The following is a 24,247-nucleotide window of genomic DNA, read 5'->3' on the forward strand; positions in this document are numbered from 1 at the left end:
GGCGCGGCCAACGTCGGTGCGGCCGCGCCTCAGCGAAACATCAGAGGTTTGCGGTCAGCTGTCCGCGATGTGCAATGCGGCCAGCGCGGCGTTGACGATCGCGCCCGGCCGCAGGTCGTGCAGCTCGTACAGGTCCCGGATGCTGCCCGACTGCCCGAACTCGTCCACGCCGAGCGGGACCGCGGGCACGCCCAGCGCGGAGCCGAGCCACGACAGCGCGTGCGAGGCCGCGTCCTGCACGGTCACGACCGGCGCCCGCTCGGCGAACGCGGCGCGCAGCGCGCCCGGCCCCGGCCGCGCCGTCGCCGTGCGCACGCCCTCCCGCAGGCCGCCCTGCCACGCGCGGTAGAGCCGGCCGGCGGACGTGACGTCCACGACATGGGCCGCGACGCCCTCCTCGCCGAGCTCCTCGGCCGCCTCCAGGACCTCCGGCATGACCGCGCCCGACGCCGCGAGGTGCACGACCGGCGCGCCCTCGTCCCGCAGCGCCGGCCGGTCGTGGTGGGCGTCCCGGAGCCGGTAGGCGCCCGCGAGCGCCTGCGCCCGGAGCTCCGCGTCGCCGAGCCGTGCCCGCGCGGCCTCGAACGGCGCCTGGTCGATCGGCCGGGTCGTCAGCCGGAAGTAGTACGCGCCCTCGTCGTCGCCCGTCCCGCCGGGGTCGGCGGCGATCCGGCCGAGCGCGTCGCACAGCAGCCAGTCCAGCGCCGCGCCGTAGGCGGGCTCGACGAACGTGACGTCCGGCAGCTCGATCCCGACCGACGCCGTGACCGACGACTGGTGCGCGCCGCCCTCCGGGGCGAGGGAGATGCCCGACGGCGTGCCCGCCACGACGAACCGCGACCCCGAGTACGCCCCGTACAGGAAGGCGTCCAGCCCGCGCAGGACGAACGGGTCGTACACCGTGCCCACGGGCAGCAGCGGCTGGTCCGACAGGTCCCACGCCAGGCCCAGCTGCCCGAGCAGCAGGAACAGGTTCATCTCCGAGATGCCGAGCGGGATGTACTGGCCCGCGGGGTCCTCCGTCCAGCGCAGCGGGCCGTCCTGCGACCAGGTCCGGCGGTGCGCGGGGGAGAAGACGCCGGTCTTGTTGATGAACCCGGCGAGGTTGGTGGACGTCGCGACGTCCGGGGCCGTCGTCACCAGGTAGGGGGCGACCCTCTCGTCGCGGGCCAGGTCGGTGAGCACTCGGCCGAAGACCTCCTGGGTGGAGGTGGGCTTCGCCGTCCGCACCCCCGTGGCGTCGGGCACCGCGATGCGCGGGGCCTCGGGACGCGGCGGCCGCTCCAGGTGCTCGCGCCGCTTCTCCGCCCAGATGCCCGCCGGGGACTCCGGGTCGAGCCGGTCCCACTCGGTCTCGGGGGTGAGGCCCGTCCGGGTCCGCAGCTCGTCGATCTGCTCGCCGGTGAGCAGCGCCGCGTGGTTGCGGGCGCCGCCCGCGAGCGGGAGCCCCCAGCCCTTCACCGTGTAGGCGAAGATCACGCTCGGCTTGTCGCGGACCGCGTCGCACTGGGCGAACGCGTCCAGCACGGCCTCGACGTCATGCCCGCCCAGGTCGGTGACCAGCGGGCCCAGCTCCGCGTCGGGCACGTCCGCGACGAACTCGCCGACCTCCGCCGGCGCGCCGTCCAGGAAGCGTTCGCGCAGCTCGGGCCCCGCCAGCCCGAACAGCGACTGGTACTGCTCGTTGGGCATCGCGTCGATCCACGACCGCAGGTGCTCGCCGCCGGGGCGCGCGAAGGCGGCCTGGAGGCGGCGGCCGTACTTGATCTCCACCACGTGCCACCCGGCCGCGGCGAAGTGCCCGCGCCACTGGCCGATGCGGACGCCCGGCACGATCCGGTCCAGGGACTGGCGGTTGAAGTCCACGAGCCAGGTGACGTCGCCCAGCCCGGCCGCCGCGGGTTCGGCGACGGCCTCCCAGACGTTGCCCTCGTCCAGCTCCGCGTCCCCGATCAGCGCGATGAACCGGGAGGCCGGCCGCGCGCCGAAGTGGGCGTCGACGTACCGGCGGGTGAGCGAGGCGAACAGCGGCGCGGCGGCGCCGAGGCCCACCGATCCCGTGGAGAAGTCGACGGTGTCGGGGTCCTTCGTCCGGCTCGGGTACGACTGGAGGCCGCCGCGCTCGCGCAGCCGCGTCAGGTACGAGCGGTCCAGCCCGCCGAGCAGGTACTGGATGGCGTGGAAGGCGGGCGAGGCGTGCGGCTTGACCGCCACGCGGTCCGCCGGGTCGAGGTGCGCGAACCACAGCGCGGTCATCGCGGTGACCAGCGAGGCGCTGGACGCCTGGTGGCCGCCGACCTTGAGCCCGTCGCCGGTCTCGCGCTCGCGGTTCGCGGCGTCCACGATGCGCGTCGCGAGCCACAGCACGCGCCGCTGGATCTCGTCGAGGACGGTCGGTGTCGGGCCCGCTGGGAACTTGCCGGCCTCGCTCACGGCTTCACCTGCCTGGTCGCGATCGGGAACTGCATCGTATATGTCCGATTTTTAGCCGAGAACTGGTCATCTGTCACCCCTGGTGTGGGGTGGAGGTGGAGTTGACTGGCAAGATGGACCTGCTGATACTCATTCGCGGTGATACATCAGATATATACCGGGCGACGTCGTCGCCCGGGGGAGGGCGGGGCCGTGCCGACGCTGGAGACCATGAGCCTTGAGGTGGCGGACCGCGTGGCGCGCATCACGTTCACCCGCCCCGAGTCGATGAACAGCCTGACCGCGCGGATGTTCGACGACCTGGAGGCGGCCATCGACGCGGCCGAGGCCGACCCCGAGGTCCGCGTCCTCGTCATCGGCGGGACGGGCCGCGCGTTCAGCGTCGGTCTCGACCTCACGCTGCTGGACGAGGCGTTCGGCGACCCCGCCGTGTGGGAACGCGTCGCCAAGCGGCTCGCCGCGCTCACCCTGCGCCTGGAGAGCCTGCCGATGCCGGTGATCGCCGCCGTCAACGGCCTCGCCCGCGCCGGCGGGTTCGAGCTGCTGCTGGCCTGCGACCTGGTGCTGATCGCGGACTCCGCCCGCATCGCCGACGCGCACGCCGAGTTCGGCGTCATCCCGGCGGGCGGCTCGACCGCGCGGCTGCCCCGGATCGTCGGCCGGCAGCGCGCCAGAGAGATCTTCCTCACCGGACGATGGATTCCCGCCGCCGAGGCCGTCGAACTCGGAATCGCCCTCAAATCCGTCCCGGCGGACGAACTGGACGCCGCCGTGGCCGAACTGGCCGGCCGTCTCGCCCGGCAGTCGCGCGCCTGCATGGCCGCCATGAAGCGCCAGTTCGCGGCGGTCGAGGCGCTCCCCCTCGCGGAGGCGGTCGTCCCCGAGATCGAGGAGTTCGTCTCCTACACGACCCCGCCCGACTCCGACGGCCAGGAAGGCTTCCGCGCCTACCGCGAGAACCGCCCCCCGTCCTGGGCATGACCCCGCCACAGTGACCCGGTCGGGTGCGGCTTTCCGGGGGCCGCACCTGACCGACCAATACGTTCTCTTACTGCTCGCGGTAGGCGTCGCGGATGTAGCGGAGGTGGTCGCGCATGGCGGCGGAGGCGGCCTCGCCGTCGCCGGCTTCGAGCAGTTCGATGATCTGCTCGTGCTGGTCGTCGACCTGGGCCCAGAACTCGGCGGGGGAGTCGGCGTTCAGGAAGCGCGTCCGCAGGACGTGGAAGACCGGCTGCGTCATCATCGTGAGCAGCCCGTTCCCGGTCGCCTCCATGATGATCCCGTGGAAGTGCCGGTGCTCCTGGAACTTCATGCTGCGGCCCCGGGAGCGCTTCTCGCGCTCCGTCGCGGCGTGCAACGCGTCGAGGTGACGCTGCTCGCGGCGCTCGGCCGCGATGGCGGTGGCGGGGACCTCCAGCAGTTCGCGGGCCTCCAGGATCGCCGCCAGCGGCAGCGCCGCCGAGCCCGACATCAGCCCGATGCCGGCCTCCAGGAAGTCGCTGATCTGGTCGGGCTCGATGTGCGAGACGAACGTGCCGCCGGTGGTGCCGCGGACCGTCTTCACCAGGCCCTGCGACGCCAGCACGCGCAGCGCCTCGCGGACCGTGCTGCGGCTCACCCCGAAGTTGCCGCCGATCTCGCCCTCCGGGGGAAGGCGGTCGCCGGGGGCCAGGGAGCCGTCCAGGATCAGCTCGCGCAGCTGGTCGGCGACCTGCTGGTAGGCCGGGCGCAGCCGGCTGACCGGCAGCGCCGTCGCCGTCCCCGTGCCGGAGCGGCCGGAGGTGTTGTCTTTGGTGCTGGACACGTCGCTGTCCCCCTGGTCTGGCTTCGAGTGCTGGTTCGTCGAGTCGGGAACTCCGCGCCACCGGGACTCACAGCACGCTTGAGCATACATCAGACATCATGCGAGGCCGTGGCGGGCGGCGGGCGCCGCTTAGGCCGGAGGTGCGGGTCCGGTCTGCGCTATCTGCCCTGGCGGGCGGGGCGGAGGAAACCTCCGACACCGTACCGGAGACCGGCCGGTAAGCCGGTGACGGTGGGAGGTGTCCTCGCTCGCGTTCCGATCAGGTGGCTTTGGTACGGTGGGCCGCAATACATCAGACTTTATCGGGCTGGTTCCGGACGCGAACCGGTGGCGGCGATGGGGGACGGGAAAGTGTTCGACGGTATCGACATCGTGGTCCTGCCGGTGGCCGGCACCGGCCCGCTGCTCGACCTCTACGTGGACGCGATGGGCTTCGATGTCGTCGAGAAGGGGCCCGTCCGGGAGCCCGCGGTGTGGCAGCGGCTGTGGGATCTGCCGGCGCCGCCCGCGGAGTCGGTGCTGCTCGGCAAGCCCGGCAGCAAGGGCGGCTGGATCCGGCTGGTGGACGTGCCCGGCCTGCCGCGTCCCGACGCCGCCGGCGTACCCGACCGGCCCGGGCCGTACGCGCTCGACTTCTACCTGCGCCACCCGGACGCCACCGAGGCGGTGATCGGCGAGCAGGGGTGGACGTTCGTCAGCGAACCCGTCGACTACCTCCTGCCCGGCACCGAGTACCCGGTCAGGGAGCGGCTGCTGGACCAGACGCACTCGGGCCTGCGGCACGCGTTCGTCCAGTACCGGGAGGGCCGGACGCGGTGCGTGCTCGGGGAGCGGCCCGAGGTGGACGTCAGCGAGGTCAACGCGGTCGTGTTCGGCACCGCCGACCTGCCGGGGGCGCGGGCCTTCGTGGCGGAGGTCCTCGGCGGCCGCGTCTACTTCGACGGCCGGTTCGACGGCCCCCCGGTGGAGCGGCTGCTCGGGCTGGCGCCCGGTGACGGCTTCGACGCGGTCATCGCCCGCGGACCGGCGTCCCGCAACGCCCGGCTGGAGTTCCTCCAGCACCTCGTCCCCGCGGCGCCCCGGCCGCCGCACGCCTACCCGCGGGTCGTCGCGGGCTGCGCGATGGACGACCTCGACGCGCTCGCGGCGCGGCTCGCCGCGGGGGACCACGGCGTCTCGACCGGCATCGTGGAGACCGCCGAGGGCCCCCAGCTCGGGCTGCGCTCCCGTTACGGCGCGGCCTTCCAGTTCTGGCGGCGCTGAGGACCGGCCGGTCCCGGGAGCCGGCCTCACAGCAGCCGGGCGATCTCGTCGAGCATCACCTCGGTCGACCCGCCGCCGATGGCGAGGAAGCGGGCGTCCCGGGCGATCCGCTCGACCGCCGATCCCTGGACGAACCCGTTGCCGCCGTTGAACTGGACGCACTTGTACGCCAGCTCGTTGACGATCTCCGGCACCGAGGACTTCAGCACCGCCGCGTGCGTGCGGGGGTCCTGCCCGGAGTCCGCCAGCGCGGCCGTGTGGTAGAGCAGGGTCTTCGCCGAGGCGAGGCGCGCCGTCAGCCGGGCCATCTCGTGCCGGAGGGCCTGGAGGTCCCAGAGCTTCCCGCCGTAGCCGGGCCGCGTGTGCAGCCAGGCGGCCGTCTCGGCGAGGGCGGCCTCGCCCAGCCCGACGGCCTGCGCGGCCAGGCCGATCCGCTCGTGGTCGAGGCCCCGCATCATCCAGCGGAAGCCCTCCCCCTCCTCGCCCAGGCGGTTGCGGGCGGGGATGCGGCAGCCGTCGAACACCAGCTCACCGGTGTCGGACGAGCGCCAGCCGGTCTTCTCGAACGTCCGCCCGTTGCTCAGGCCGGGGGTGCCGCGTTCCACGACGAACAGCGAGAGGCCGTGCCGCCCCGGCTCGCCGGTCCGGGCGACGACGAAGAACAGGCCGGCGATGTTCGCGTTCGTGATGAACGTCTTGCGGCCGTCGAGGACGTAGGCGTCCCCGTCCCGGCGCGCGCGGACGGCGAGCCGGGTCAGGTCGGAGCTCGCGTCGGGCTCGGTGACGGCGAGCGCGCAGATCTTCCGGCCGGACAGGATGTCGGGCAGGAACCGGCGCCGCTGCTCCTCGTCGCCCGCGCGGGACACGTGCAGTGCGGAGTAGTCGGTGTGGACGGAGATCGAGGTGGCCACGCCCCCGAACGTGGAGCGTCCCAGCTCCTCGTTGAAGACGACCGCGCCGCGCGTCCCCGCGCCGCCCCCGCCGTGCTCGGCCGGGAACGACAGCCCGAGGAAGCCCAGCGCGCCCAGCTCGGTGAACACCTCGTCCGGGACCCGCAGCGCCGACTCCCACTCGGGTGCGCGCGGGACGATGTAGTCCTGCACGAATCGGCGCATGACGCCGCGCAGCGCGCGGTGCTCTTCGTCGAGGAAGGTGTCATCGAGCCGGAGGGAGTCGATGACACGGTTGCTAGCGGACATGGGCCTGGCCCGTGGTCCGCGCGCCCGTGGTCGGCGCGATCGTCGTCATCGCGCTGATCAGCGTCTCGTCACGGCCGGGAGCGGCCACCCACTGCAGGCCGATCGGAAGGCCGTCCCGGTCGGTGCCGAGCGGCTGCGTCCCGCAGGGGAGCGCGGCCAGGTTCGCCAGGATGTTGTACCGCAGATGCGCGGCGGCCATGGTCACCTCCGTTCCGCCGACCGGAACCATCCCGTCGGCGACGGCGTCCGCCCGGGGCGCGACGCAAGGCATGGTGGGCATCGCGAGCAGGTCGACGCCGGACAGCGCCGCCAGCGCCTCGCCGCGCAGGAGGTGCCGCACCCGCTGCGCTCGCACGTAGGCACCGGCGGGGACCTCCGCCGCGAGGTCGAGCATGGCGCGTACGTCCGCGCCGAACAGCTCGTCCCCGCCGGGCCCGCGCCGCTCGCGGTGGTAGTCGAGGCACTCGCCGAGGATGATCGTCATGCCGGCGGTGACGCCGGCCCAGCCGTGCGGGATCTCCACGTCGACGACCTCGCCGCCGAGGTCGCGGACGGTGGCCAGCGCCCGCTCGAAGGCCGCGCCGATGGCGGGGTCGACGGGCTCGTCCAGCGTGCCCGCCGGCACGCCGACCCGCAGTCCCCCGAACCCGGTGGGACGGGCCGCGCCGCCCGCCGGGGAGATGATCCCCAGGGCGGACGCGGACAGCGCGATGTCGCCGGCCGTCGCGGCGATCAGTCCGACCCGGTCCAGCGACCAGGCGAGCGGCAGCACGCCGTCGCCGGGCAGCCGCCCGGGGGACGGGACGAACCCGGCCGTCCCGCAGTAGGCCGACGGGATCCGCACCGACCCGCCGGTGTCGCTGCCGAGGGCGAGCCGCACGTGCCCGGCGGCGACGGCCGCCGCCGACCCGCCGGACGAACCGCCCGGGATCCGCGCGGTGTCGTGCGGATTGCGGGTCGGCGGCGTGGTGCCGCCGAACGCGTACTCGTGCGTGGTGGTCTTGCCGACGACCACGGCCCCGGCCGCGCGGAGCCGGGCGACGCTTCCGGCGTCGGCGGCGGGGACGCGCCGCCCGGCGCCGTCGAGGTGCCGGGACCCGGCGCCGGTCGGCATCCCGGCCACGTCGATGAGGTCCTTCACCCCGACCGGGAGCCCCCGCAGCGTCCCGCGGCCGCCGTTCCGCTCCGCCTCGGCGCGGGCGCCTTCGGCGTCCACGAGCGCCCAGGCGCGGAACTCCCCGTCGGTGGCGGCGATCCGCTGCAGCGCCCGCTCGACCTGCTCGACCGGGTCGGCGGGGGCGGAACCCTGCCCGGCGGGGACGGGCGACGAGGTGTCGTCCGGCGGGTCGCCCTGGTAGAGCGCGCCCGGCAGGCTCGCCTCCGCCAGCGCGATGCCGTAGAGCCGCTCAAGATCGGCGTGGAGGGGGCCGCCCGAGAGGGGAGCCCCGGTCCCCGGACCCATCACGCCCCCAAGTAGGCCGAGCGGACCACTTCGTCCTCGGTCAGCTCGTCGATGTTCCCCTCGACCACCACCTCGCCCTGCCGCAGCAGGTAGCCGCGGTCGGCCAGCTCGAAGGCGAGCGGCGCGTTCTGCTCGATGAGCAGGATCGACAGCCCGCCCTTGCGCAGCGCCTCCAGCGCGTCGAACACCTCACCGGTGATCTTGGGGGAGAGGCCCATGGACGGCTCGTCCAGGATCAGGATCTCCGGCTCGGCCATCAGCGCGCGGCCCACCGCGACCATCTGCTGCTCCCCGCCGGACATCGTCGACGTCTCCTGGGAGGCGCGCTTGCGCAGCACCGGGAACAGGTCCATGACCTTCTCCAGGCGCTCCTCGACCACCGCCTTCGGCACGTTGCCGTGGTAGCAGCCGAGCTCCAGGTTCGTCTGGACGGTCTGCTCCACGAACAGGTGCCGCCCCTCCAGGACGCTGCCGATGCCCCGCGCCACCGCCTCGTGCGGCTGGCGCGGCATCGGCTCGCCGTTGACCCGGATCGTGCCCCCGGCCGGACGGTAGAGCCCGCCCGCCAGCCGCGCGAGCGTCGTCTTGCCCGCGCCGTTCGGCCCGATGACGCAGACCGCCTCACCGCGGTTCACGTGCAGGTCCACGCCCTTCAGCGCGCTGATCGCCCCGTACCGGTAGACGGCGCCGCTCAGTTCGAGCAGCGGACCCTCCTGCGCCCGTGCCATCAGTCCTCCTCGCCCGTGGGAACGGGGGCGTCGACGTCCGCCGCCCGGTGGTGCCGGCCGCCCAGGTACGCCTCCAGGACCGCGGGGTCCCGGGTGACCTCGTCCGGCGTGCCGCGCGCGATGACCTTCCCGAAGTCGAGCACCGTGCAGTTCTGGCAGACCGCGTGCACGAGGTCCATGTGGTGCTCGACGAGGATCACCGTGACCCCCGAGTCGCGCATCTCGCGCAGCATGTCCGCGAGGTCGCCGCGCTCCTGCGGGCTGAGCCCGGCGGCCGGCTCGTCCAGCAACACCACCGCGGGGTCGGCCACCAGCACGCGGGCGAGCTCGACCCGCCGCTGCAGCCCGTACGACAGCGCCGCGCCGGGCTCGCCGGCGAGTCCGTCCAGCGACAGCCGGCGGAGCACGTCCTCGACCCGCTCCCTGGCCTGCGCCGGGGCGGTCGTCGTCCGCGCCGCGACCATCAGGTTCTCCCGGACCGACATGCTGCCGAACAGCCGCACGGTCTGGAACGTCCGCACCAGCCGCGCCCGCTTCACCAGCCGGTGGCTCGGCCAGCGCGTCACGTCCTCGCCGCCGATGAGCACCGAGCCGCTGGACGGGCGCTGCAGCCCGCTCAGCACGTTCAGCAGCGTCGTCTTCCCGGCGCCGTTCGGGCCGATGATCCCGTGGATCTCGCCCTTGGCGGCGGCGAAGCTCACGTCCGAGACGGCCGTCAGCCCGCCGAAGCGCTGGGTGACCCCGCGCGCCTCCGCGCTTCCCGGAGTCCTCACTTCGACACCTCCGTGATCGTCGCCCCCGAGCCGGGCCCGCGCCGCGCGACCCGGGCCAGCAGCGCGCGGCCTATCCGGGCCACGCCCGACAGCCCGTCCGGCAGCACGGCCATGAACACGACCACGACGACCCCGAGCACGGTCAGCGCCCAGGAACCGCTGCCGGGCACCTCGGCGATCAGCCAGGTCACCAGCGCCGCGCCGAACACCGCGCCGTAGATGTTGCCGAGTCCGCCGAGGATCACCATGACGAACAGCTGGATCGAGATCGCCGTGGAGAACAGCGACGGGTCGATGGCGGTCTGCAGCGGGGCGTTGACGCCGCCCGCCAGCGCGCCGATCGCGGCGGAGATCGCGAAGATCTGCACCTTGCGCGCGGTGATGTTCACCCCGACCGCCCGCGCGGCGACCTCGTCGTCGCGCAGCGCCGCCAGTTCCCGGCCCATCCGGGCCGCCAGCAGCCACCGCGACCCGAGCAGCACGAGGACCAGCGTGACCGCGACCAGCAGGTACTGGTCGCGCGGGTCCAGGAGCTTGTACCCGAAGATCTCCGGGAACGGGATCGGCGCGTACCCGTTCGCGCCGCCGAGCGGGCCCGGCAGCATCAGGAACGCGTGGATGCCGGTACCGACGGCGAGCGTCGCCATCGCGAGGTAGTGGCCGTGCAGCCGCAGCGCGATGTAGCCGACGAGCACGCCGACGACCAGCGCCAGCACGACGCCGAGGAACAGCGCGGGCAGGAACGCCATCTCCCGGTCGAGCATCAGGTAGGACGTCCCGTACGCGCCGATGGCCATGAACCCGGCCTGGCCGAGCGCGAGCTGCCCCGCGCCGCCGATGGTCAGGGTCAGCCCGACCGCGGCGATCGCGGCGACGCCGATGTTCACGCCGAGGGCCAGGTCGGTCGTGCCCGGGTTGGTGAACGCGTAGCCGAGCAGGATGACGGCGGCGACCACGGTGGGACCCAGGTGCCGCCCGGCCCGGAGGGCGAAGGCTCTGTCAGGCAAGGCGCTGCCTCCTCAGGCCGAACAGGCCGTTCGGCATCACTAGCAGGACGATGATCAGGGCGATCAGCACGATCGGGTCGACGTAGCTGTTCGGGATGACCGCGGCGAGCTCGCTCTCGATCACGCCGAGCAGCACGGCGCCCACGATGACGCCCCGCGTGCTGGCGAGCCCGCCGAGCACCGCGCCGGTGAAGCCCTTCAGCGTGAGCGCGGTGCCGAGCGTCCCGCCGGCGAGGGTGATCGGCGCGACCAGCACGCCGGCGAGCGCGGCCAGCCCGAAGGCCAGCGCGAACGCGATGGCGCGCATCCGCGAGACGTTGATGCCGACGGCCTGGGCGGCGAGCGGGTCGGTCGCCGCGGCGACCATGCCGCGGCCGACCCGGGACCGGCCGAGCAGCAGCGCGAGGCCGATCGCGACGCCGATGACCACCACCCAGATCAGCAGGTCCTGGTAGCCGATCCGCATCTCGCCGATCTCCAGCACGCCGCGGTGGACGGGCGGGAACGGCTTGCCGTCGGGACCCCAGATGAGGTGGCCGCCGTTGGCGAACACGAGCATGATCCCGACGGTCGCGGCGATCGTCGCGATATGCCCGTTGTTCTGCGTCGGCAGGATCACGAGCGCGTCGTAGGCGATGCCGAGCAGCAGCCCGGCGATCAGCACGAGCAGGGCGACGAGCAGGATCGTGTCCAGGCCCTGTCTGACGAGGGTCAGGCCGAGCAGGCCACCGATGATCACCTTGTCGCCCTGGGCGAAGTCCAGTACCCCCGTCATGCGGTAGACGAGGTGGAAGCCGAGGGCGACGAGCGCGTAGATGGCGCCGAGCGTGAGACCGGAGACGAGAAGGTCGATGATGCGCACGGGCGGATTCCTTAGGGGCGAGGGCGGTGGCCGGGCCGTTGCCCGGCCCGGCCACCGTCATCTGCTGGTCGAGGTCAGCCCTGGTTCGGGACCGCGTACTCGCCGTTCTTGAACGTGACCGGCTTGAAGGCGTCGGCGTTCGGGCCGCCGCGCCACTCGGGCGTGTAGGCCAGCTTGCCGACGATGCTCTCGAAGTTGAGCGACTCGATCGCCTTGGAGAGCTCCTCGCCCGTGTACTCGGGGGCCTTCTCGATGGCCGCGGCGGTCAGCTGCACCGACACGTAGGCGTAGGTGCTCAGCACCGAGGGGGCCTCGCCGAACTTGGCCTTGTAGGCGTCGAGGAACTTCTTCGTCTTCTCGTCGGGGTTGCCGTAGTCGACCGCCGTCAGCGAGACGACCTTGTCGGCCGCGTTGCCTCCCGCGGTCTCCGGGATGAAGTCGGAGGAGTACGCCAGGTCGCCGATGATGAGGCCCTCGTAGCCCGTCGCGGCGACGTTCTTCAGCACCAGGGCGTCGCTGGACCCGCCGGCGCCGTAGAGGAAGATCGCGTCGGGGTCCGCGGCGGCCGCCTTGCCCGCCTGCGCGGTGAAGTCGAACTTGCCCGGGTCGAAGCCCTCGGAGTTGACGATGTCGATCCCGGCGGCCTTGGCGGCGTTGGTGACGTCGGTGTTGCCCGCCTGGCCGTACGGGTTGTTCGCCCAGATGATCGCGGCGCTCTTGGCGCCCTGCTCCTTGGCGTAGTTGACCATGGCCTCGGAGTTGGCCTTGCCCGGCAGCGGCACCTCGAAGACGTGCTTGGTGCCGTTGGCGACCTCGGGCTGCGCGACGAGGAGGATCTGCGTGACGCCGTACTGGTCGGCGAGCGGGGCCACCGCCTTGGCGTTGGCGGAGATGCCCGGTCCGAGCACGATCGGCACCTTGGTCTCGGTGGCGAGCTTCTTGAACCCGGCGGTGGTCAGGTTCACCGAGCCCTGGTCGTCCACCTCCTCCAGCTTGAGCTTGCGGCCCTTCACGCCGCCGGCCGCGTTGATCTCCTCCACGGCCAGCTGCATGCCCTTGGCCTCTTGCTGGCCGACCGCGCCGAGCGCACCGGTCGTGGAGTTCACGACGCCGATGGTGTAGGTGTCGCCAGATCCATCTGATGTATCCGAATCGGACGACCCGCAGGCCGTCACGGTAACGGCCAGGGCGGTCATTACCGCGATGGCCGCATGGCGACGCATGGCTGCTCTCATGGTGTCTCCTCGATGATCGCCTTGGTCGGGCGATGCAGGCACCCCCACCCAAACCAGGGAGTGAATACGTCAGAGTTTGCAGGATGGGGTCGTCTTAGGACAAGTCCCCGATGATGCTGTTCTCGCTGGTCCGGACGGGAGAGGGTCGCTCGGGCCGGGGTGCGGAGGGGGTGCGGCGGGGTGTGGTGACGCCCGCCCCGCACCCTGTTCGACAGGGCCCCCCGACATGGATCGCATGTCGTGAAGGCCCTGCTCACAAGGGATCTCGGCGGCTGTTCCGAGATGCTCCTCCGCTGGGCCGCTGCCCCGTGCCCCGGATGGGGGGCCGGTGCGTGGCGGCTGGCTCGACCGGAGGTCGGGCGTGAACTAGAGTGTAATACATCAGTCTTTTACACCCAGGTAACAATCCGGACATCGGATCCCGGCTCTGTACAGGGTGAATCGATCAAGTCAGACCATCGAACGAGGAGGCCAGCGTGCGGCCGACACCCGAGACCCCCGCGGAGCTGGACGAGCTGCGCCAAACCGTCCTGCGGATCTGCCGCGACTTCGGGCACGAGTACTACGTCCGCTCGTCGGACGCGGGGGACAACGCACGCGACCTCTGGCGCGCTCTCGGCGGCATCGGCGCCCTCGGCGCCGGCATCTCGGAGGAGCACGGCGGGGCGGGCGCGGGTGTCGAGTCCCTGGCCGTGGTCGCGGAGGCGATCGCCGAGGCGGGGCTGCCGCTCATGCTCGTCGCGCTCTCCCCCGCGGTCTGCGCGACCATGATCGACGGCTTCGGCACGCCCGAGCAGAAGGCCGAGTGGCTGCCGGGCCTGGCGGACGGCTCCCGCGTCCTCGGCTTCGCCATCACCGAGCCCGACGCCGGGTCCAACACCCACAACCTGCGGATGCGCGCGCGCCGCGAGGGCGACCAGTGGGTGCTGTCAGGCCAGAAGTACTACGTCTCCCACGTCGACAACGCCGACGCCCTCCTCACCGTCGCCCGCGTCGAGGACGAGCTGAAGGTCTTCATCGTCCCGACCGACGCGCCCGGCCTCACCAAGAGCCCCATCGAGGTCGAGATCCTGTCTCCTGAGCGCCAGTACAGCGTGTTCTACGACGGTGTCCGCGTGGACGCCTCCGCGATAGTCGGAGCCGACGCGGGCATGGCCGTCCTCTACGCGGGCCTCAACCCGGAGCGCATCATCAGCGCCGCCCTGCTGAACGGCATCGCCAGGTACGCGATCGACATCGCCGCCGGCTACGCCCGCGAGCGAACCGTTTGGAGCGTTCCCATCGGCGCGCACCAGGCCGTCTCCCACCCGCTCGCCCGCGCCGAGACGGCGCTCACCGCGTCGCGCCTCCTGACGAACTCCGCGGCCCGCGCGTTCGACCGCGGCGAGACCGGCGGGGTCGAGGCGGCCATGGCGAAGCTGACCGCCTCCGAGGCCGCCTCGGACGCGCTCGACGCCGCCATGCAGACCCTCGGCGGCAACGGCATGTCCCGCGAGTACGGGCTGGCCACCCTGCACGGCCTGGTGCGCCTGTTCCGGATCGCCCCGGTCAGCTCCGAGATGCTGCTGAACCACGTCGCGCACAAGCGCCTGTCCCTACCCCGCTCCTACTGAGGCGCGCGATGCGGACACGACGCGAGGGGCGGCTCGTGCGGGCGACGCTGGACCGCCCGCCGGTCAACGCCCTCGACATGGCGTCCTACCGGTGGCTCGGCGAGACCTGTGCCGCCATGCGCCCGGACGAGTGCCTGCTGATCGACGCCGCCGGGCACGTCTTCAGCGCGGGACACGACCGCGGCGAGGACGCGACCGCCGGCGGCCTCACCGTCGGTGCCGCCGCGCTGACCGCCGTGCTGCGCTGCCCGGCCCCGGTGGTCGCCGCGGCCCAGGGCCCGGCGATCGGCGCCGGGGCGCTCCTCCTGGCCGCCGCCGACATCCCGCTCATCGCCGCGGACGCCTGGCTGAAGCTCCCCGAGTTGGACGTGGGCGTGACCGTCGGCCACGCCATCCTCAGCCGGCTGCTCCCGCCCGCGATGGCGAGCCGGGCCCTGCTGACCTCGGAGCAGATCCCCGCGGCGGGCCTGGACGCCGTGCTCGTCCGCCCGCCGGACGAGCTCGCGCGGGCCGCCGAGGACGCGGCCCGCACCCTCCTCGCCAAGCCCTCCGACCTGGTCTCCCTGGCCCGCCGCAGCTGGGGCGAGCGAGAGCGGGCCGCCGCGGCCTACGAGTCGGAGGTGGCCGACTTCCAGGCTCGCCGACGGTGATACGTACGCTTCAATAACTTGAACCATTCAAGAAAATGGGTAGGCTGTGTCGCGAGCAGCCGACGTATGACCCACCAGGAGCGAGCTTTGCCCGAGAACAACCAGAAGCCACTGACCACGGTCGCCGGTGCACCGGTCCCCGACAACCAGAACTCGATGACCGCGGGCCCGCGCGGCCCGATGCTCCTGCAGGACGTGTGGTTCCTGGAGAAGCTCGCCCACTTCGACCGCGAGGTCATCCCGGAGCGCCGGATGCACGCGAAGGGGTCGGGCGCGTTCGGCACCTTCACCGTCACCAACGACATCACGCGCTACACCGGCGCGAAGATCTTCTCCGAGGTCGGCAAGCAGACCGAGATGTTCGCCCGCTTCTCGACCGTCGCCGGTGAGCGCGGCGCGGCCGACGCCGAGCGCGACATCCGCGGCTTCTCGCTGAAGTTCTACACCGAGGAGGGCAACTGGGACCTCGTCGGCAACAACACCCCGGTGTTCTTCTTCCGCGACCCGCTGAAGTTCCCCGACCTCAACCACGCGGTGAAGCGCGACCCGCGCACCAACATGCGCGACCCGGAGAACAACTGGGACTTCTGGACCAACCTCCCCGAGGCGCTGCACCAGGTCACGATCGTGATGTCGGACCGCGGCATCCCCGCGTCCTACCGGCACATGCACGGCTTCGGGTCGCACACCTACAGCTTCGTCAACGCGGCGGGCGAGCGGTTCTGGGTGAAGTTCCACCACCGCACCCAGCAGGGCATCAAGAACCTCACCGACGCCGAGGCCGAGGCGCTCATCGGCAAGGACCGCGAGTCCCACCAGCGCGACCTGTTCGAGGCGATCGAGCGCGGCGACTTCCCGAAGTGGAAGCTGTACGTCCAGATCATGCCGGAGGCCGAGGCCGACACCTACCGGTACCACCCGTTCGACCTCACCAAGGTCTGGTCGAAGAAGGACTACCCGCTGATCGAGGTCGGCGAGTGGGAGCTGAACCGCAACCCCGCCAACTACTTCGCCGACGTGGAGCAGGCCGCCTTCACCCCGGCGAACGTGGTGCCGGGCATCGGCTTCTCGCCCGACAAGATGCTGCAGGGCCGGCTGTTCTCCTACGGTGACGCCCAGCGGTACCGCCTCGGCGTGAACCACCACCAGATCCCGGTGAACCAGCCGAGGAGCCCGGTGAACTCCTTCCACCGCGACGGCGCCATGCGCGTCGACGGCAACCAGGGCGCCACTCCGGGCATCGAGCCCAACTCCTACGGCCGCTGGCAGGAGCAGCCCGCCTACCGCGAGCCGAGCCAGGCCGTGGGCGCCGTCGCCGACCGGTTCAACTTCCGCGAGGACGACGACAACTACTACGAGCAGCCCGGCATCCTGTTCCGGAACATGAGCCCCGAGCAGCAGCGGGTCCTGTTCGAGAACACCGCCCGCGCGATCGACGGCGCCTCGCAGGCGACCATCGAGCGGCACATCGCCAACTGCACCAAGGCCGACCCCGCCTACGGCGAGGGCGTCCGCAAGGCGATCGAGGCCCTGGCGGCCGGCACCCTCTAACCCCAAGCCACCCCCCCGGTTTCGTTGACTTGCGGCGTGTTGTTGTTATTCGGCCTCCCAAAACAACAACACGCCGCAAGTCAACGCATTGTCGATCCGGGCGATCAGGAGGAGTCAGCATGGACGACACCGCACTGACGGCCTTGCAGACCGAGCGCGTCGTGGCCATCGCCATGGACCTCGCCCGCGAGGGCGACACCGGGCAGCTGGCCGAGTTCGTCGACCACGGGCTCCCCGTCGACGTCGCCGACGCGAACGGGAACACGCTGCTCATGCTCGCGTCGTACCACGGCCATGCCGGGACGGTGCGCGCCCTCCTCGCCCGCGGCGCGGACCCGGACGTGCGCAACGCCCGGAACCAGTCCGCCATCGCCGGCGCCCTGTTCAAGGGCGCCGACGACGTCGTGACGGTCCTGCGCGACGCCGGCGCGGACCTCGACGCGGGCACCCCCTCCGCCCGGGAGACCGCGGCCATGTTCGGCCGCGAGCACCTCCTGACCGGCTGAGCACGCCCGGCCGATCCGCGTTACCGGCCGGCGGCCCGCGACCACGGGCGGCGGCGGACCTCGTCCTCCAGCCGCTGGAGCAGGGGCGCGGTCCGCTCGTAGTTCGTGAGGCGGTCCGGCAGGCCCTCCCAGACGCGGGCGGCCAGCTCCGCCGCCTCGGCGAGGATGGCGTCGGTGTCGATGTTGAGGACCTTGCCGTCCCGCACCACCGGCGTCCCGTCGACCAGGACGGTGTCGACGGCGTGGTTCATGTCGGCGTACGCGAGCTGGTAGGCCACCTGTTCCTTCGGCGCGACGAACACCTCGCTGGTGCGCAGCAGGACGAGGTCCGCGCGGTGCCCGGGGGCGATGCGGCCCAGCGGGGCGCCCATGGCGCGGGCGCCGCCGTCCCAGCACATGTCGAGGACGGACAGCGCGCCCGGCCAGGACGCCCGCTCCTCGTGCGCCCGCGGCAGCAGCGCCGCCATCTTCAGCGTCTCCCACATGTTCTGGCTGTCGTTGCTGCTCGCACCGTCCGAGCCCAGCGCCACCGCCGCACCGGCGCGCAGCAGCGCCGGGACCGGGGCCACCCCGGCGCCCAGCTTGAGGTTGCTGACCGGGTTGTGCACGGCGACCGCCTCGGACGCGGCGAACCTGGCGATCTCGTCGTCGTCGAGCCAGATGGCGTGGGCGAACGACGCCCACGGCCCCAGGCAGCCGATCCGTTCGAGGAACTCGACCGTCGAGGTGCCGTAGCGGCTCGCGGCCACGTAGACCTGCGACTTGGCGGACAGCAGGTGCGTCTGCAGCCGCAGCCCCCGGTCCCGCGCGATGTCCGCGCTGGTGGTGAACAGGTCGGTCGAGCAGCGCGGCAGCGAGGAGGGCCCGAGCATCGGGGTGATGCGCGGGTTCTCGTCCTGCCAGCGGTCGATGTAGCCGAGGACTTCGCCGAGCACCTCGTCGGGCTTGGCGCGGGGCGGCCGGACGAGGTGCTCGGTCCCGTCCACGAGGTCCAGGGGCAGCGAGGAGAAGAAGTCCAGGTCGCTGTACTGGGCGGCGACGTTGGCGCGCATGCCGACATCGGCGTACGCCTGGGTGATGGCGTCGAGGCCCTCGCCCATCCACTCGTGGTCGGCGCGGGCGCAGTCGAGCACGCTGGTCGTCCCGTTGCGCAGCATCTGGATCGCGCCGAGCATGGCCGACACGTACAGCTCGCGGGGGCTGAGCCGGGCGCCCGCCCCGCCGTAGCTGGCGAGCACCATCCAGGTGTCGAGCGGCAGGTCGTCGCACAGGCCGCGCTCGATGGTCTGGTTGGAGTGCGTGTGGGCGTTGACCAGCCCCGGGATCACGATGCGCCCCGAGGCGTCCACGATCCTCGCGCCGGGCGCGTCGAGGTTGTGCCCGACGCGGACGATGACGCCGTCCTCCACCAGGATGTCGCGCACCCCGAAGTCGGACGCCACGTCGAAGACATGCCCGCCGCGGATGAGCGTCCCGCTCTTGGTGCCGTTCGCCGTGCTCAAGTTCGACCTCCGGATTCGTCGCGTGCGGCCAGCCTCCGCTGGAACACCGCCTTGTCGTCCGCCTGCGACCAGCGGCCGGCCTTGGGGTAGGGGGAAGCCTCGGACTCCACCGGCTGGACGACCATCGCCGGCCCTTCGGCGTCGTACATCCGCCGGATCGCGGTGGCGACGGCCGCCTCGTCCGCGTCGGCCGGGGGCGACTCGACCCGCTCCCAGCCGCAGGCGCGGGCGGCGGCGCCCAGGTCGAGCCGGCCGGCGAGCGACTGCCCGCCGCCGGTCTCGTACCGGCCGTTGGCGAAGACGACCATGCGCAGGTTCGGCGGGGCCGCGCCCGCGATCGCGGCGAGGACGCCGAGGTTCATCGCCAGGTCGCCGTCCCCCTCGATCAGCACCACCCGGTCGCCGGGGCGGGACAGGGCGAAGCCGAGCGCGAGCGACGGCGCCATGCCCATCGGATCGGACGCGAAGTAGGTGAGGTTGGGCGCGGATGCCTCCCGCCAGGCCCGCCCGGCCGATCCCAGCGAGCAGATGACGATGTCGTCCTCGGCGAGGACACCGGCGACGATGCGTGCGAGCGTCGACCTTCTCATCGGGCGTCCTCCCCGAGCAGGGACTCGCGGTCCAGCAGGAGGACGACGGGCCGGCGGTGCAGCCGGGCCTGGTCCGCCGCGGCGGTGACCAGGCGCGGGTCGGCGCCGCCGCGCATGCGGTGGTACGGCACGCCGATCGCGTCGAGCACGGGCGGCACGACGCGCCCCTTGTACGCCTGGTAGTAGAAGCCGTCGTCGACGTCGCCGCGCTGCGCGGCCACCACCAGCAGCGGCAGCTCGTGCAGGTGGACGTACCCGGCGAGGGCGTTCGCGCCGACGAGCAGGCCCGCGTTCTGGCAGACGACGGCGCCGAGCCCGCCCGCGAGCGCCGTCCCGGCGGCGATGCCCAGCGCGTCGTCCTCCCTGGTGACCTTGACGTGCCGGATCCGCGGATCGGCGTCGAGGGCCGTGAGAAGAGGGGACAGCCACGAGTCGGGGAGGCTCGCCACGACCTCGATGCCCGCCTCGCCGAGCGCGGTGCGCAGGATCGCGGCCGGGTCCCGGCCCGGTGGACGCTCGTTGCTCACTGGTCTCCTTCCATCCGTCCGGCCGCCCGTACCGCCATGCCGAGCGCCGCGTCGAGCTTCCAGTCGTTGCCCGCGAGCGGGTGGCCGTGCCTGGCCAGCTCACCGTCGAGGAGCGCGCGGAACCGGGCGGAGTCGAAGCGGGCGCCGTCGCATCCGGCTTCGGTGGCGCGGGCCCGCCACGGTGTGGGGGCCACCGCGCCGAGGACGACGCGGGTGCCGTCCCAGCGGCCGGCGGTGACGGCGGCCGACAGCGCGACCGACACGACGGCGAAGTCCCCCGACCACAGCTGGAGCTTGTCGAACACGCAGCGGCGGTCCCGCGCGGACGCCGGGACGCGCACCGCCGTGACGAGTTCGCCGGGCCGCAGGCACGTCTCCCCCGGCCCGGTGTAGAAGTCGCCGATCGCGACCGTCCGGTCCCCGGCGGGGCCAGAGAGCAGCACCCGGGCGTCCAGCGCGGTGAACACGGTGCCGAGGTCGGACGGCGTCACCGCCTGGCACCGGTGCCCGCCGATCGCCGCGTGGTAGAAGCGGTGGTCGCCCTGGACGGCGTAGCACGGGCACGCGGCGCCGCCGCGCTTGTAGCAGTCGAAGCCGTTGCGGAAGAACCAGCAGCGCTTGGCCTGCACGAGGTTGCCGCCCACCGTGGCGACCGCCCGGATCTGCGCGGACGCGATCGACTCGACGGCGTCGGCGACCGCGTCGAGCCGGCCGCGGGTCGCGGCCGCCAGGGCGTCCAGGGTGACCGCGGCGCCGATGTCGAGGGCGCCGTCGTCGCGGTCGGTGATCGTCCGCAGGGCAGGGACGGCGCTGAGCCGCACCAGCGTCGTCGGTGCGATCAGGCGCTGCTGCCGCTGCGGGGCGAGGTCGGTGTTGCCGCCCACGGCGGTGCCGCCCGCGGCGGTCAGCGCCACGGCCCCGGCGGTGTCGGCGGGCCGTTCCACCGACTCGATCTCCCGTGCCGGGACGCGGCGGGCAAGCCGGGTGCCGAACCGGTGGAGCGTCCAGTGCACGCCGAACGGGTACGCCCGCCGCAGCAGCTCGATCCACCACCGTGACGGCCGCGCCGCGATCCGGTACCTGCGGGCGGGACGGCCGTCGCGTTCGGCCAGGGCGCGCAGCACCTTGTCCGGGGTGATCGGCAGGTCGCGGATGCGCACGCCGATCGCGTCGTACACCGCGTTCGCGACCGCGGGGGCGGGCGGCACGATCGGCATCTCGCCGACGCTCTTGGCGTCGTACGGCCCTGCCTCCTCGTCCCCCTCGATCAGCACGACCCGCACCGGCGGCAGGTCGGCGGCCCTGGGCAGGGCGTAGTTGATGTAGGCCGGGTTGACGGTGCGGCCGGACTCGTAGACGAGCTCCTCGCCGAGCGCGGCGCCGAGCCCCTGCGCGACCCCGCCGATCACCTGGCCCTCGGCCATCGCCGGGTTGATCGCCCGGCCGATGTCGTGGGCCGCGACGTAGTCCAGGACGCGGACCCGGCCGGTCACCTCGTCCACCTCGACCTCGACCGCGTGGGCCGCGAAGGTGTAGCTGGCCGAGACGTTCGGGCGGGGGTTGCCGCCGCCGAAGGTCTCCATCCGCGGGTCGACATAGGACGTCTCGTGGCTGAGCGCACCGTCGCGCGCGTCCGGGCTGAGCGCGACCAGGTCGCCGAGCGCGATGTCCGCGTCCAGGGCGTGCGCCCGCCCGCCGGCCAGCCGGACGTCGTCCGAGCCGAGCTTCTCCGCCGCAAGCCCGCACACGGTCTCGGCGAGTTCCGCGGCGGCCTTCCGCACGGCGTGCCCGCCCATGTGCGTGCCGCGCGACGACCAGGCGCCCATGTCGAACGGGGTCAGCTCGCCGTCGGCCATCAGGACGTCCACGTCGTCGGCGTCCAGGCCGAGCTCCTCCGCGGCGATCTGCGCGAGGACCGTGCGCTGGCCGGTGCCCGCGTCGGCGCCGCCGAACCGCACCCGCGCCCGGCCGTCCTCGAACAGGTCGACGGCGGCGTCGGAGCGGTTGGAGCCGCCGTGCGCGTACGAGCCGCTTCCGTGCATCCCGCACGCGACGCCCACCCCGCGCAGCGGGCGGCGGTCGCGGCGCTTCTCGTCCCAGCCGATCGCGTCGCGGACCGCGGCCAGGCACTCGGCCAGCCGGGCGGAGCCGAGCCGGGCGCCGGACAGCGTCGTGGTGCCCGGCTCGTTGGCGTTGCGGAGCCGGAAGTCGATCGGGTCGATGCCGAGCCGCTCGGCCAGCTCGTCGGCCTGCGACTCCATCGCGAACGCGACCTGCGGGCTGCCGTAGCCGCGGAACTGCCCGCCGGGCGGCAGCGCCGTGTCGATCAGCCGGGCGTCCCAGGCGACCCCGTCCGGCCGGTAGATCGAGCCGAGCGTCTTGATCCCGACCTTCATGATCGACGGGCCGTAGTGGTTGTAGGCGCCGTTGTCGACGTCGAGCCGGGCGTCGAGGGCGCGCAGTCGGCCGCCGTCGTCGGCGGCCGAGCGGAGCCGCACCCGGAAGGCGTGCCGCGGTTTGGTGGCGGCGAACTCCTCCTCGCGCGTGTACGCCAGCCGGACGGGCCTGCCCGCGGCGATGGACAGCGCCGCGGCGAGCGCCTCGTGCTCGCACACCTTCGACTTGGACCCGAACCCGCCGCCCACGGCGACGTCCCGGCAGATCACCCGCGCGGGGTCGAGCCCGAGCACGTGGGCGACCTCGGTCGTCACGAACCACGGGGCCTGCGTCGAGGTCCAGAGTTCGAGGGTTCCGGTGTCGGCGTGCCAGTGGGCGAGCGTGGTGTTCGGCTCCATGCAGGCGTGCGAGACCCGCGGGTAGTGGAACGTTCCCTCCACCGACATCGTGGCGGCGTCGCGGCCGGTCTCGGGGTCGCCCCACTGCCCCGTGTCGTGCACCGACACGTTGTGCTCGCCGGACGGGCGGCGGTGCAGCCGGAGGGAGCGCCGCTTCAGCGCGGCGTCCATCGTCAGCGGCGGCCGCCGCCGGGGACGGCGGTACCGCACCACGATCGCCTCGGCGGCGGCCCTGGCCTGCTCGGCCGTCTCCGCGGCGACCGCCGCGACCTCCTCGCCGACGAAGCGGACGACGTCGCGGGCCAGCGGATGGCGGTCCGAGTGCGTCCCTTCCGCGTGGATGTAGGGGGTGTCCACCGGGAAGTCGGCGGCGGTGATCACGGCGTGCACGCCGGGCATCCGGCGCGCCCGCTCGGTGTCCAGGGAGACGATCCGCGCGTACGGGTGCGGCGAGCGCAGGACGTGCGCGGTCAGCGTGCCGGGCGGGTCGAGGTCGCCGGCGTACGCGTCGGTGCCGGACGTCCGCTCCTCCCAGTTCTTCGGCGGCACGCTGGTGCCGACGACCCGCGGGACGGACGGGGAGGTCATGCCGTCTCCCGGTGCGCGGCCGCTTGGCGGATCGCGTCGATGATCTGCGTGTAGCCGGTGCAGCGGCAGATGTTCCCCGACATCGCGGCCCGCAGCTCCTCGTCGCCGAGCCCGGCCGCCTCGTCGAGCAGCGCGCCCGCCCGGACGATCTGCCCGGGCGTGCAGAAGCCGCACTGGAACCCGCCCTTCTCGGCGAACGCGCGGCGGAGCTCGCGGTGCTCCTCCGCGAGCCCCTCCGCGGTCGTGATCCGGCCGTGCTCGGCCTCCTCGACCATGAGCACGCACGACATCACCGGGACGCCGTCGAGCAGGACCGTGCACGCCCCGCACTCGCCGCGCCCGCACGCCTCCTTCGCGCCGCGCAGCCCGAGCCCGCCGCGCAGCACCGACAGCAGCGGCTCGCCGGGCCGCGCGTCGACCTCGACGACGGTGCCGTTGACGTCGAGTTCCGTCCGCCGCGATCGGGTCATCGTCCGGTGCCCGGCCTCAGCGCGGCGATCAGCTCGTCCGCCGTGGTGACGACTCCGTGGAAGCGGTCGGTGCTCGCGAGGACCGCCGCGTGGGCGGCGTCGTCGGTGTCGGCGACGCACTCCGCCGGGACCACGACGTCGAAGTCGCGTGCGTACGCGTCGCGGATGGTGGAGTCGACGCAGAAGCTCGTCGTGGTGCCCGCCACGACCAGGACCTGCACGCCGCTCATCCGCAGCACGCTCTCCAGCCGCGTGTTGTAGAAGCCGCTGGCGCGGTGCTTGACGATGACCTCGTCCTCGCTGCGGACGTGCTCCTTCACCTCGTCCAGCAGCTCCGCGTCCCAGGTGCCCTGGTGGCACAGGTCGAGCTTCACGCCGCGCCGGTCCAGGTGCGACGGGATGCGGCGCCGCGCGCGGCCGCGGTCGCCGGGGAAGTGCACCTGCCGGGTGAACCACACCGGGATCCCGGCGGCGCGGCAGCGTTCGACCAGGCTCAGCGCGTGCGGGACCATCTCGCGCGGCTTGGCCACGCTGTCCGCGCCGAACGCGCGTCCGCGCGATCCCTCCGGGTGGCAGAAACCGTTCTGCAGGTCGATGACCAGCAGGCCGACCTCGGCCGGGTCGAGTGTCACGTCAAGCGGCATGGCTTCCTCCGTACGAGTCGTCTCTTCCGTGCGTGCTTCGGGCGG

At 73.0% G+C, this 24,247-nt stretch carries 21 protein-coding genes; 6 read left to right on the top strand and 15 right to left on the bottom strand.

Annotated features, from left to right (window positions below):
* Window positions 1-54: 54 nt before the first annotated feature.
* On the bottom strand, window positions 55-2,433 hold the full coding sequence (locus IEZ03_RS13405; RefSeq protein WP_184878384.1) for a thiamine pyrophosphate-binding protein: 2,379 nt from the start codon (window positions 2,431-2,433) through the stop codon (window positions 55-57).
* A 210-nt stretch (window positions 2,434-2,643) separates the two neighbouring features.
* Between IEZ03_RS13405 and IEZ03_RS13410 the strand changes: the two genes are divergently transcribed.
* Window positions 2,644-3,414 carry an enoyl-CoA hydratase/isomerase family protein gene (locus IEZ03_RS13410; protein ID WP_184878385.1) on the top strand — a complete coding sequence of 257 codons (771 nt, stop codon included), beginning with the start codon at window positions 2,644-2,646 and terminating at the stop codon, window positions 3,412-3,414.
* Window positions 3,415-3,481: 67 nt separating this feature from the next.
* Here IEZ03_RS13410 and IEZ03_RS13415 read toward each other — a convergent pair whose 3' ends face one another.
* Entirely contained in the window at window positions 3,482-4,237 is a 756-nt protein-coding gene (locus IEZ03_RS13415; protein WP_184878387.1) for a FadR/GntR family transcriptional regulator, read from the bottom strand.
* A 336-nt stretch (window positions 4,238-4,573) separates the two neighbouring features.
* Here IEZ03_RS13415 and IEZ03_RS13420 point away from each other — a divergent pair, with 336 nt between their 5' ends.
* On the top strand, window positions 4,574-5,500 hold the full coding sequence (locus IEZ03_RS13420) for a hypothetical protein (RefSeq protein ID WP_184878389.1): 927 nt from the start codon (window positions 4,574-4,576) through the stop codon (window positions 5,498-5,500).
* Window positions 5,501-5,526: 26 nt separating this feature from the next.
* Here the strand turns inward: IEZ03_RS13420 and IEZ03_RS13425 are convergent, their stop codons facing one another.
* The 7 genes from IEZ03_RS13425 to IEZ03_RS13455 all read right to left on the bottom strand — a co-directional run bounded on the left by IEZ03_RS13425 (window position 5,527) and on the right by IEZ03_RS13455 (window position 12,766).
* Window positions 5,527-6,699, bottom strand: coding sequence for an acyl-CoA dehydrogenase family protein (locus tag IEZ03_RS13425; RefSeq protein ID WP_184878391.1), 1,173 nt, complete (start codon window positions 6,697-6,699; stop codon window positions 5,527-5,529).
* Entirely contained in the window at window positions 6,689-8,161 is a 1,473-nt protein-coding gene (locus tag IEZ03_RS13430; protein WP_184878394.1) for an amidase, read from the bottom strand. The genes IEZ03_RS13425 and IEZ03_RS13430 overlap by 11 nt, the downstream gene beginning before the upstream one ends.
* A complete protein-coding gene (locus tag IEZ03_RS13435; RefSeq protein WP_184878396.1) occupies window positions 8,161-8,889 on the bottom strand; it encodes an ABC transporter ATP-binding protein in 729 nt (242 codons plus the stop codon). Before IEZ03_RS13435 ends, IEZ03_RS13430 begins: the two co-directional genes overlap by 1 nt.
* The gene (locus tag IEZ03_RS13440) at window positions 8,889-9,662 is read right to left on the bottom strand and encodes an ABC transporter ATP-binding protein (RefSeq protein ID WP_184878397.1); all 774 of its coding nucleotides are present in this window, start codon (window positions 9,660-9,662) and stop codon (window positions 8,889-8,891) included. Before IEZ03_RS13440 ends, IEZ03_RS13435 begins: the two co-directional genes overlap by 1 nt.
* On the bottom strand, window positions 9,659-10,669 hold the full coding sequence (locus IEZ03_RS13445) for a branched-chain amino acid ABC transporter permease (protein ID WP_184878399.1): 1,011 nt from the start codon (window positions 10,667-10,669) through the stop codon (window positions 9,659-9,661). The genes IEZ03_RS13440 and IEZ03_RS13445 overlap by 4 nt, the downstream gene beginning before the upstream one ends.
* On the bottom strand, window positions 10,662-11,531 hold the full coding sequence (locus IEZ03_RS13450) for a branched-chain amino acid ABC transporter permease (RefSeq protein ID WP_184878401.1): 870 nt from the start codon (window positions 11,529-11,531) through the stop codon (window positions 10,662-10,664). Before IEZ03_RS13450 ends, IEZ03_RS13445 begins: the two co-directional genes overlap by 8 nt.
* Before the next feature lie 74 nt (window positions 11,532-11,605).
* Window positions 11,606-12,766: an ABC transporter substrate-binding protein gene (locus IEZ03_RS13455; RefSeq protein ID WP_308427967.1), complete on the bottom strand. Its 1,161-nt coding sequence runs from the start codon at window positions 12,764-12,766 to the stop codon at window positions 11,606-11,608.
* Between the two features lie 476 nt (window positions 12,767-13,242).
* Here IEZ03_RS13455 and IEZ03_RS13460 point away from each other — a divergent pair, with 476 nt between their 5' ends.
* The 4 genes from IEZ03_RS13460 to IEZ03_RS13475 all read left to right on the top strand — a co-directional run bounded on the left by IEZ03_RS13460 (window position 13,243) and on the right by IEZ03_RS13475 (window position 17,086).
* Window positions 13,243-14,379, top strand: coding sequence for an acyl-CoA dehydrogenase family protein (locus IEZ03_RS13460; protein ID WP_229808270.1), 1,137 nt, complete (start codon window positions 13,243-13,245; stop codon window positions 14,377-14,379).
* An 8-nt stretch (window positions 14,380-14,387) separates the two neighbouring features.
* Window positions 14,388-15,029: an enoyl-CoA hydratase-related protein gene (locus IEZ03_RS13465; protein ID WP_184878405.1), complete on the top strand. Its 642-nt coding sequence runs from the start codon at window positions 14,388-14,390 to the stop codon at window positions 15,027-15,029.
* Window positions 15,030-15,095: 66 nt separating this feature from the next.
* Window positions 15,096-16,580 (top strand): catalase, encoded by a 1,485-nt coding sequence (locus tag IEZ03_RS13470; RefSeq protein WP_184878407.1) that lies wholly within the window; start codon window positions 15,096-15,098, stop codon window positions 16,578-16,580.
* Between the two features lie 119 nt (window positions 16,581-16,699).
* Window positions 16,700-17,086 (top strand): ankyrin repeat domain-containing protein, encoded by a 387-nt coding sequence (locus tag IEZ03_RS13475; RefSeq protein WP_184878410.1) that lies wholly within the window; start codon window positions 16,700-16,702, stop codon window positions 17,084-17,086.
* A gap of 20 nt (window positions 17,087-17,106) precedes the next feature.
* On the opposite strand, the gene IEZ03_RS13480 is transcribed toward IEZ03_RS13475, so the two are convergent.
* From IEZ03_RS13480 to IEZ03_RS13505, 6 genes are read right to left on the bottom strand one after another with little or no spacing between them, the layout of a single operon-like run.
* Window positions 17,107-18,588, bottom strand: a complete 1,482-nt coding sequence (locus IEZ03_RS13480; RefSeq protein ID WP_184878414.1) for an amidohydrolase family protein — start codon at window positions 18,586-18,588, stop codon at window positions 17,107-17,109.
* The gene (locus tag IEZ03_RS13485; RefSeq protein ID WP_184878417.1) at window positions 18,585-19,178 is read right to left on the bottom strand and encodes a thiamine pyrophosphate-dependent enzyme; all 594 of its coding nucleotides are present in this window, start codon (window positions 19,176-19,178) and stop codon (window positions 18,585-18,587) included. The genes IEZ03_RS13480 and IEZ03_RS13485 overlap by 4 nt, the downstream gene beginning before the upstream one ends.
* Entirely contained in the window at window positions 19,175-19,705 is a 531-nt protein-coding gene (locus tag IEZ03_RS13490; RefSeq protein WP_184878419.1) for a thiamine pyrophosphate-binding protein, read from the bottom strand. The genes IEZ03_RS13485 and IEZ03_RS13490 overlap by 4 nt, the downstream gene beginning before the upstream one ends.
* A complete protein-coding gene (locus tag IEZ03_RS13495; RefSeq protein WP_184878422.1) occupies window positions 19,702-23,088 on the bottom strand; it encodes a molybdopterin cofactor-binding domain-containing protein in 3,387 nt (1,128 codons plus the stop codon). The genes IEZ03_RS13490 and IEZ03_RS13495 overlap by 4 nt, the downstream gene beginning before the upstream one ends.
* Window positions 23,085-23,558, bottom strand: a complete 474-nt coding sequence (locus tag IEZ03_RS13500; protein ID WP_184878424.1) for a (2Fe-2S)-binding protein — start codon at window positions 23,556-23,558, stop codon at window positions 23,085-23,087. The genes IEZ03_RS13495 and IEZ03_RS13500 overlap by 4 nt, the downstream gene beginning before the upstream one ends.
* The gene (locus IEZ03_RS13505) at window positions 23,555-24,202 is read right to left on the bottom strand and encodes a cysteine hydrolase family protein (RefSeq protein ID WP_132043447.1); all 648 of its coding nucleotides are present in this window, start codon (window positions 24,200-24,202) and stop codon (window positions 23,555-23,557) included. Before IEZ03_RS13505 ends, IEZ03_RS13500 begins: the two co-directional genes overlap by 4 nt.
* Window positions 24,203-24,247 lie beyond the last annotated feature (45 nt).

It is taken from the genome of Actinomadura livida (assembly GCF_014648675.1).
Lineage (GTDB): Bacteria > Actinomycetota > Actinomycetes > Streptosporangiales > Streptosporangiaceae > Spirillospora > Spirillospora livida.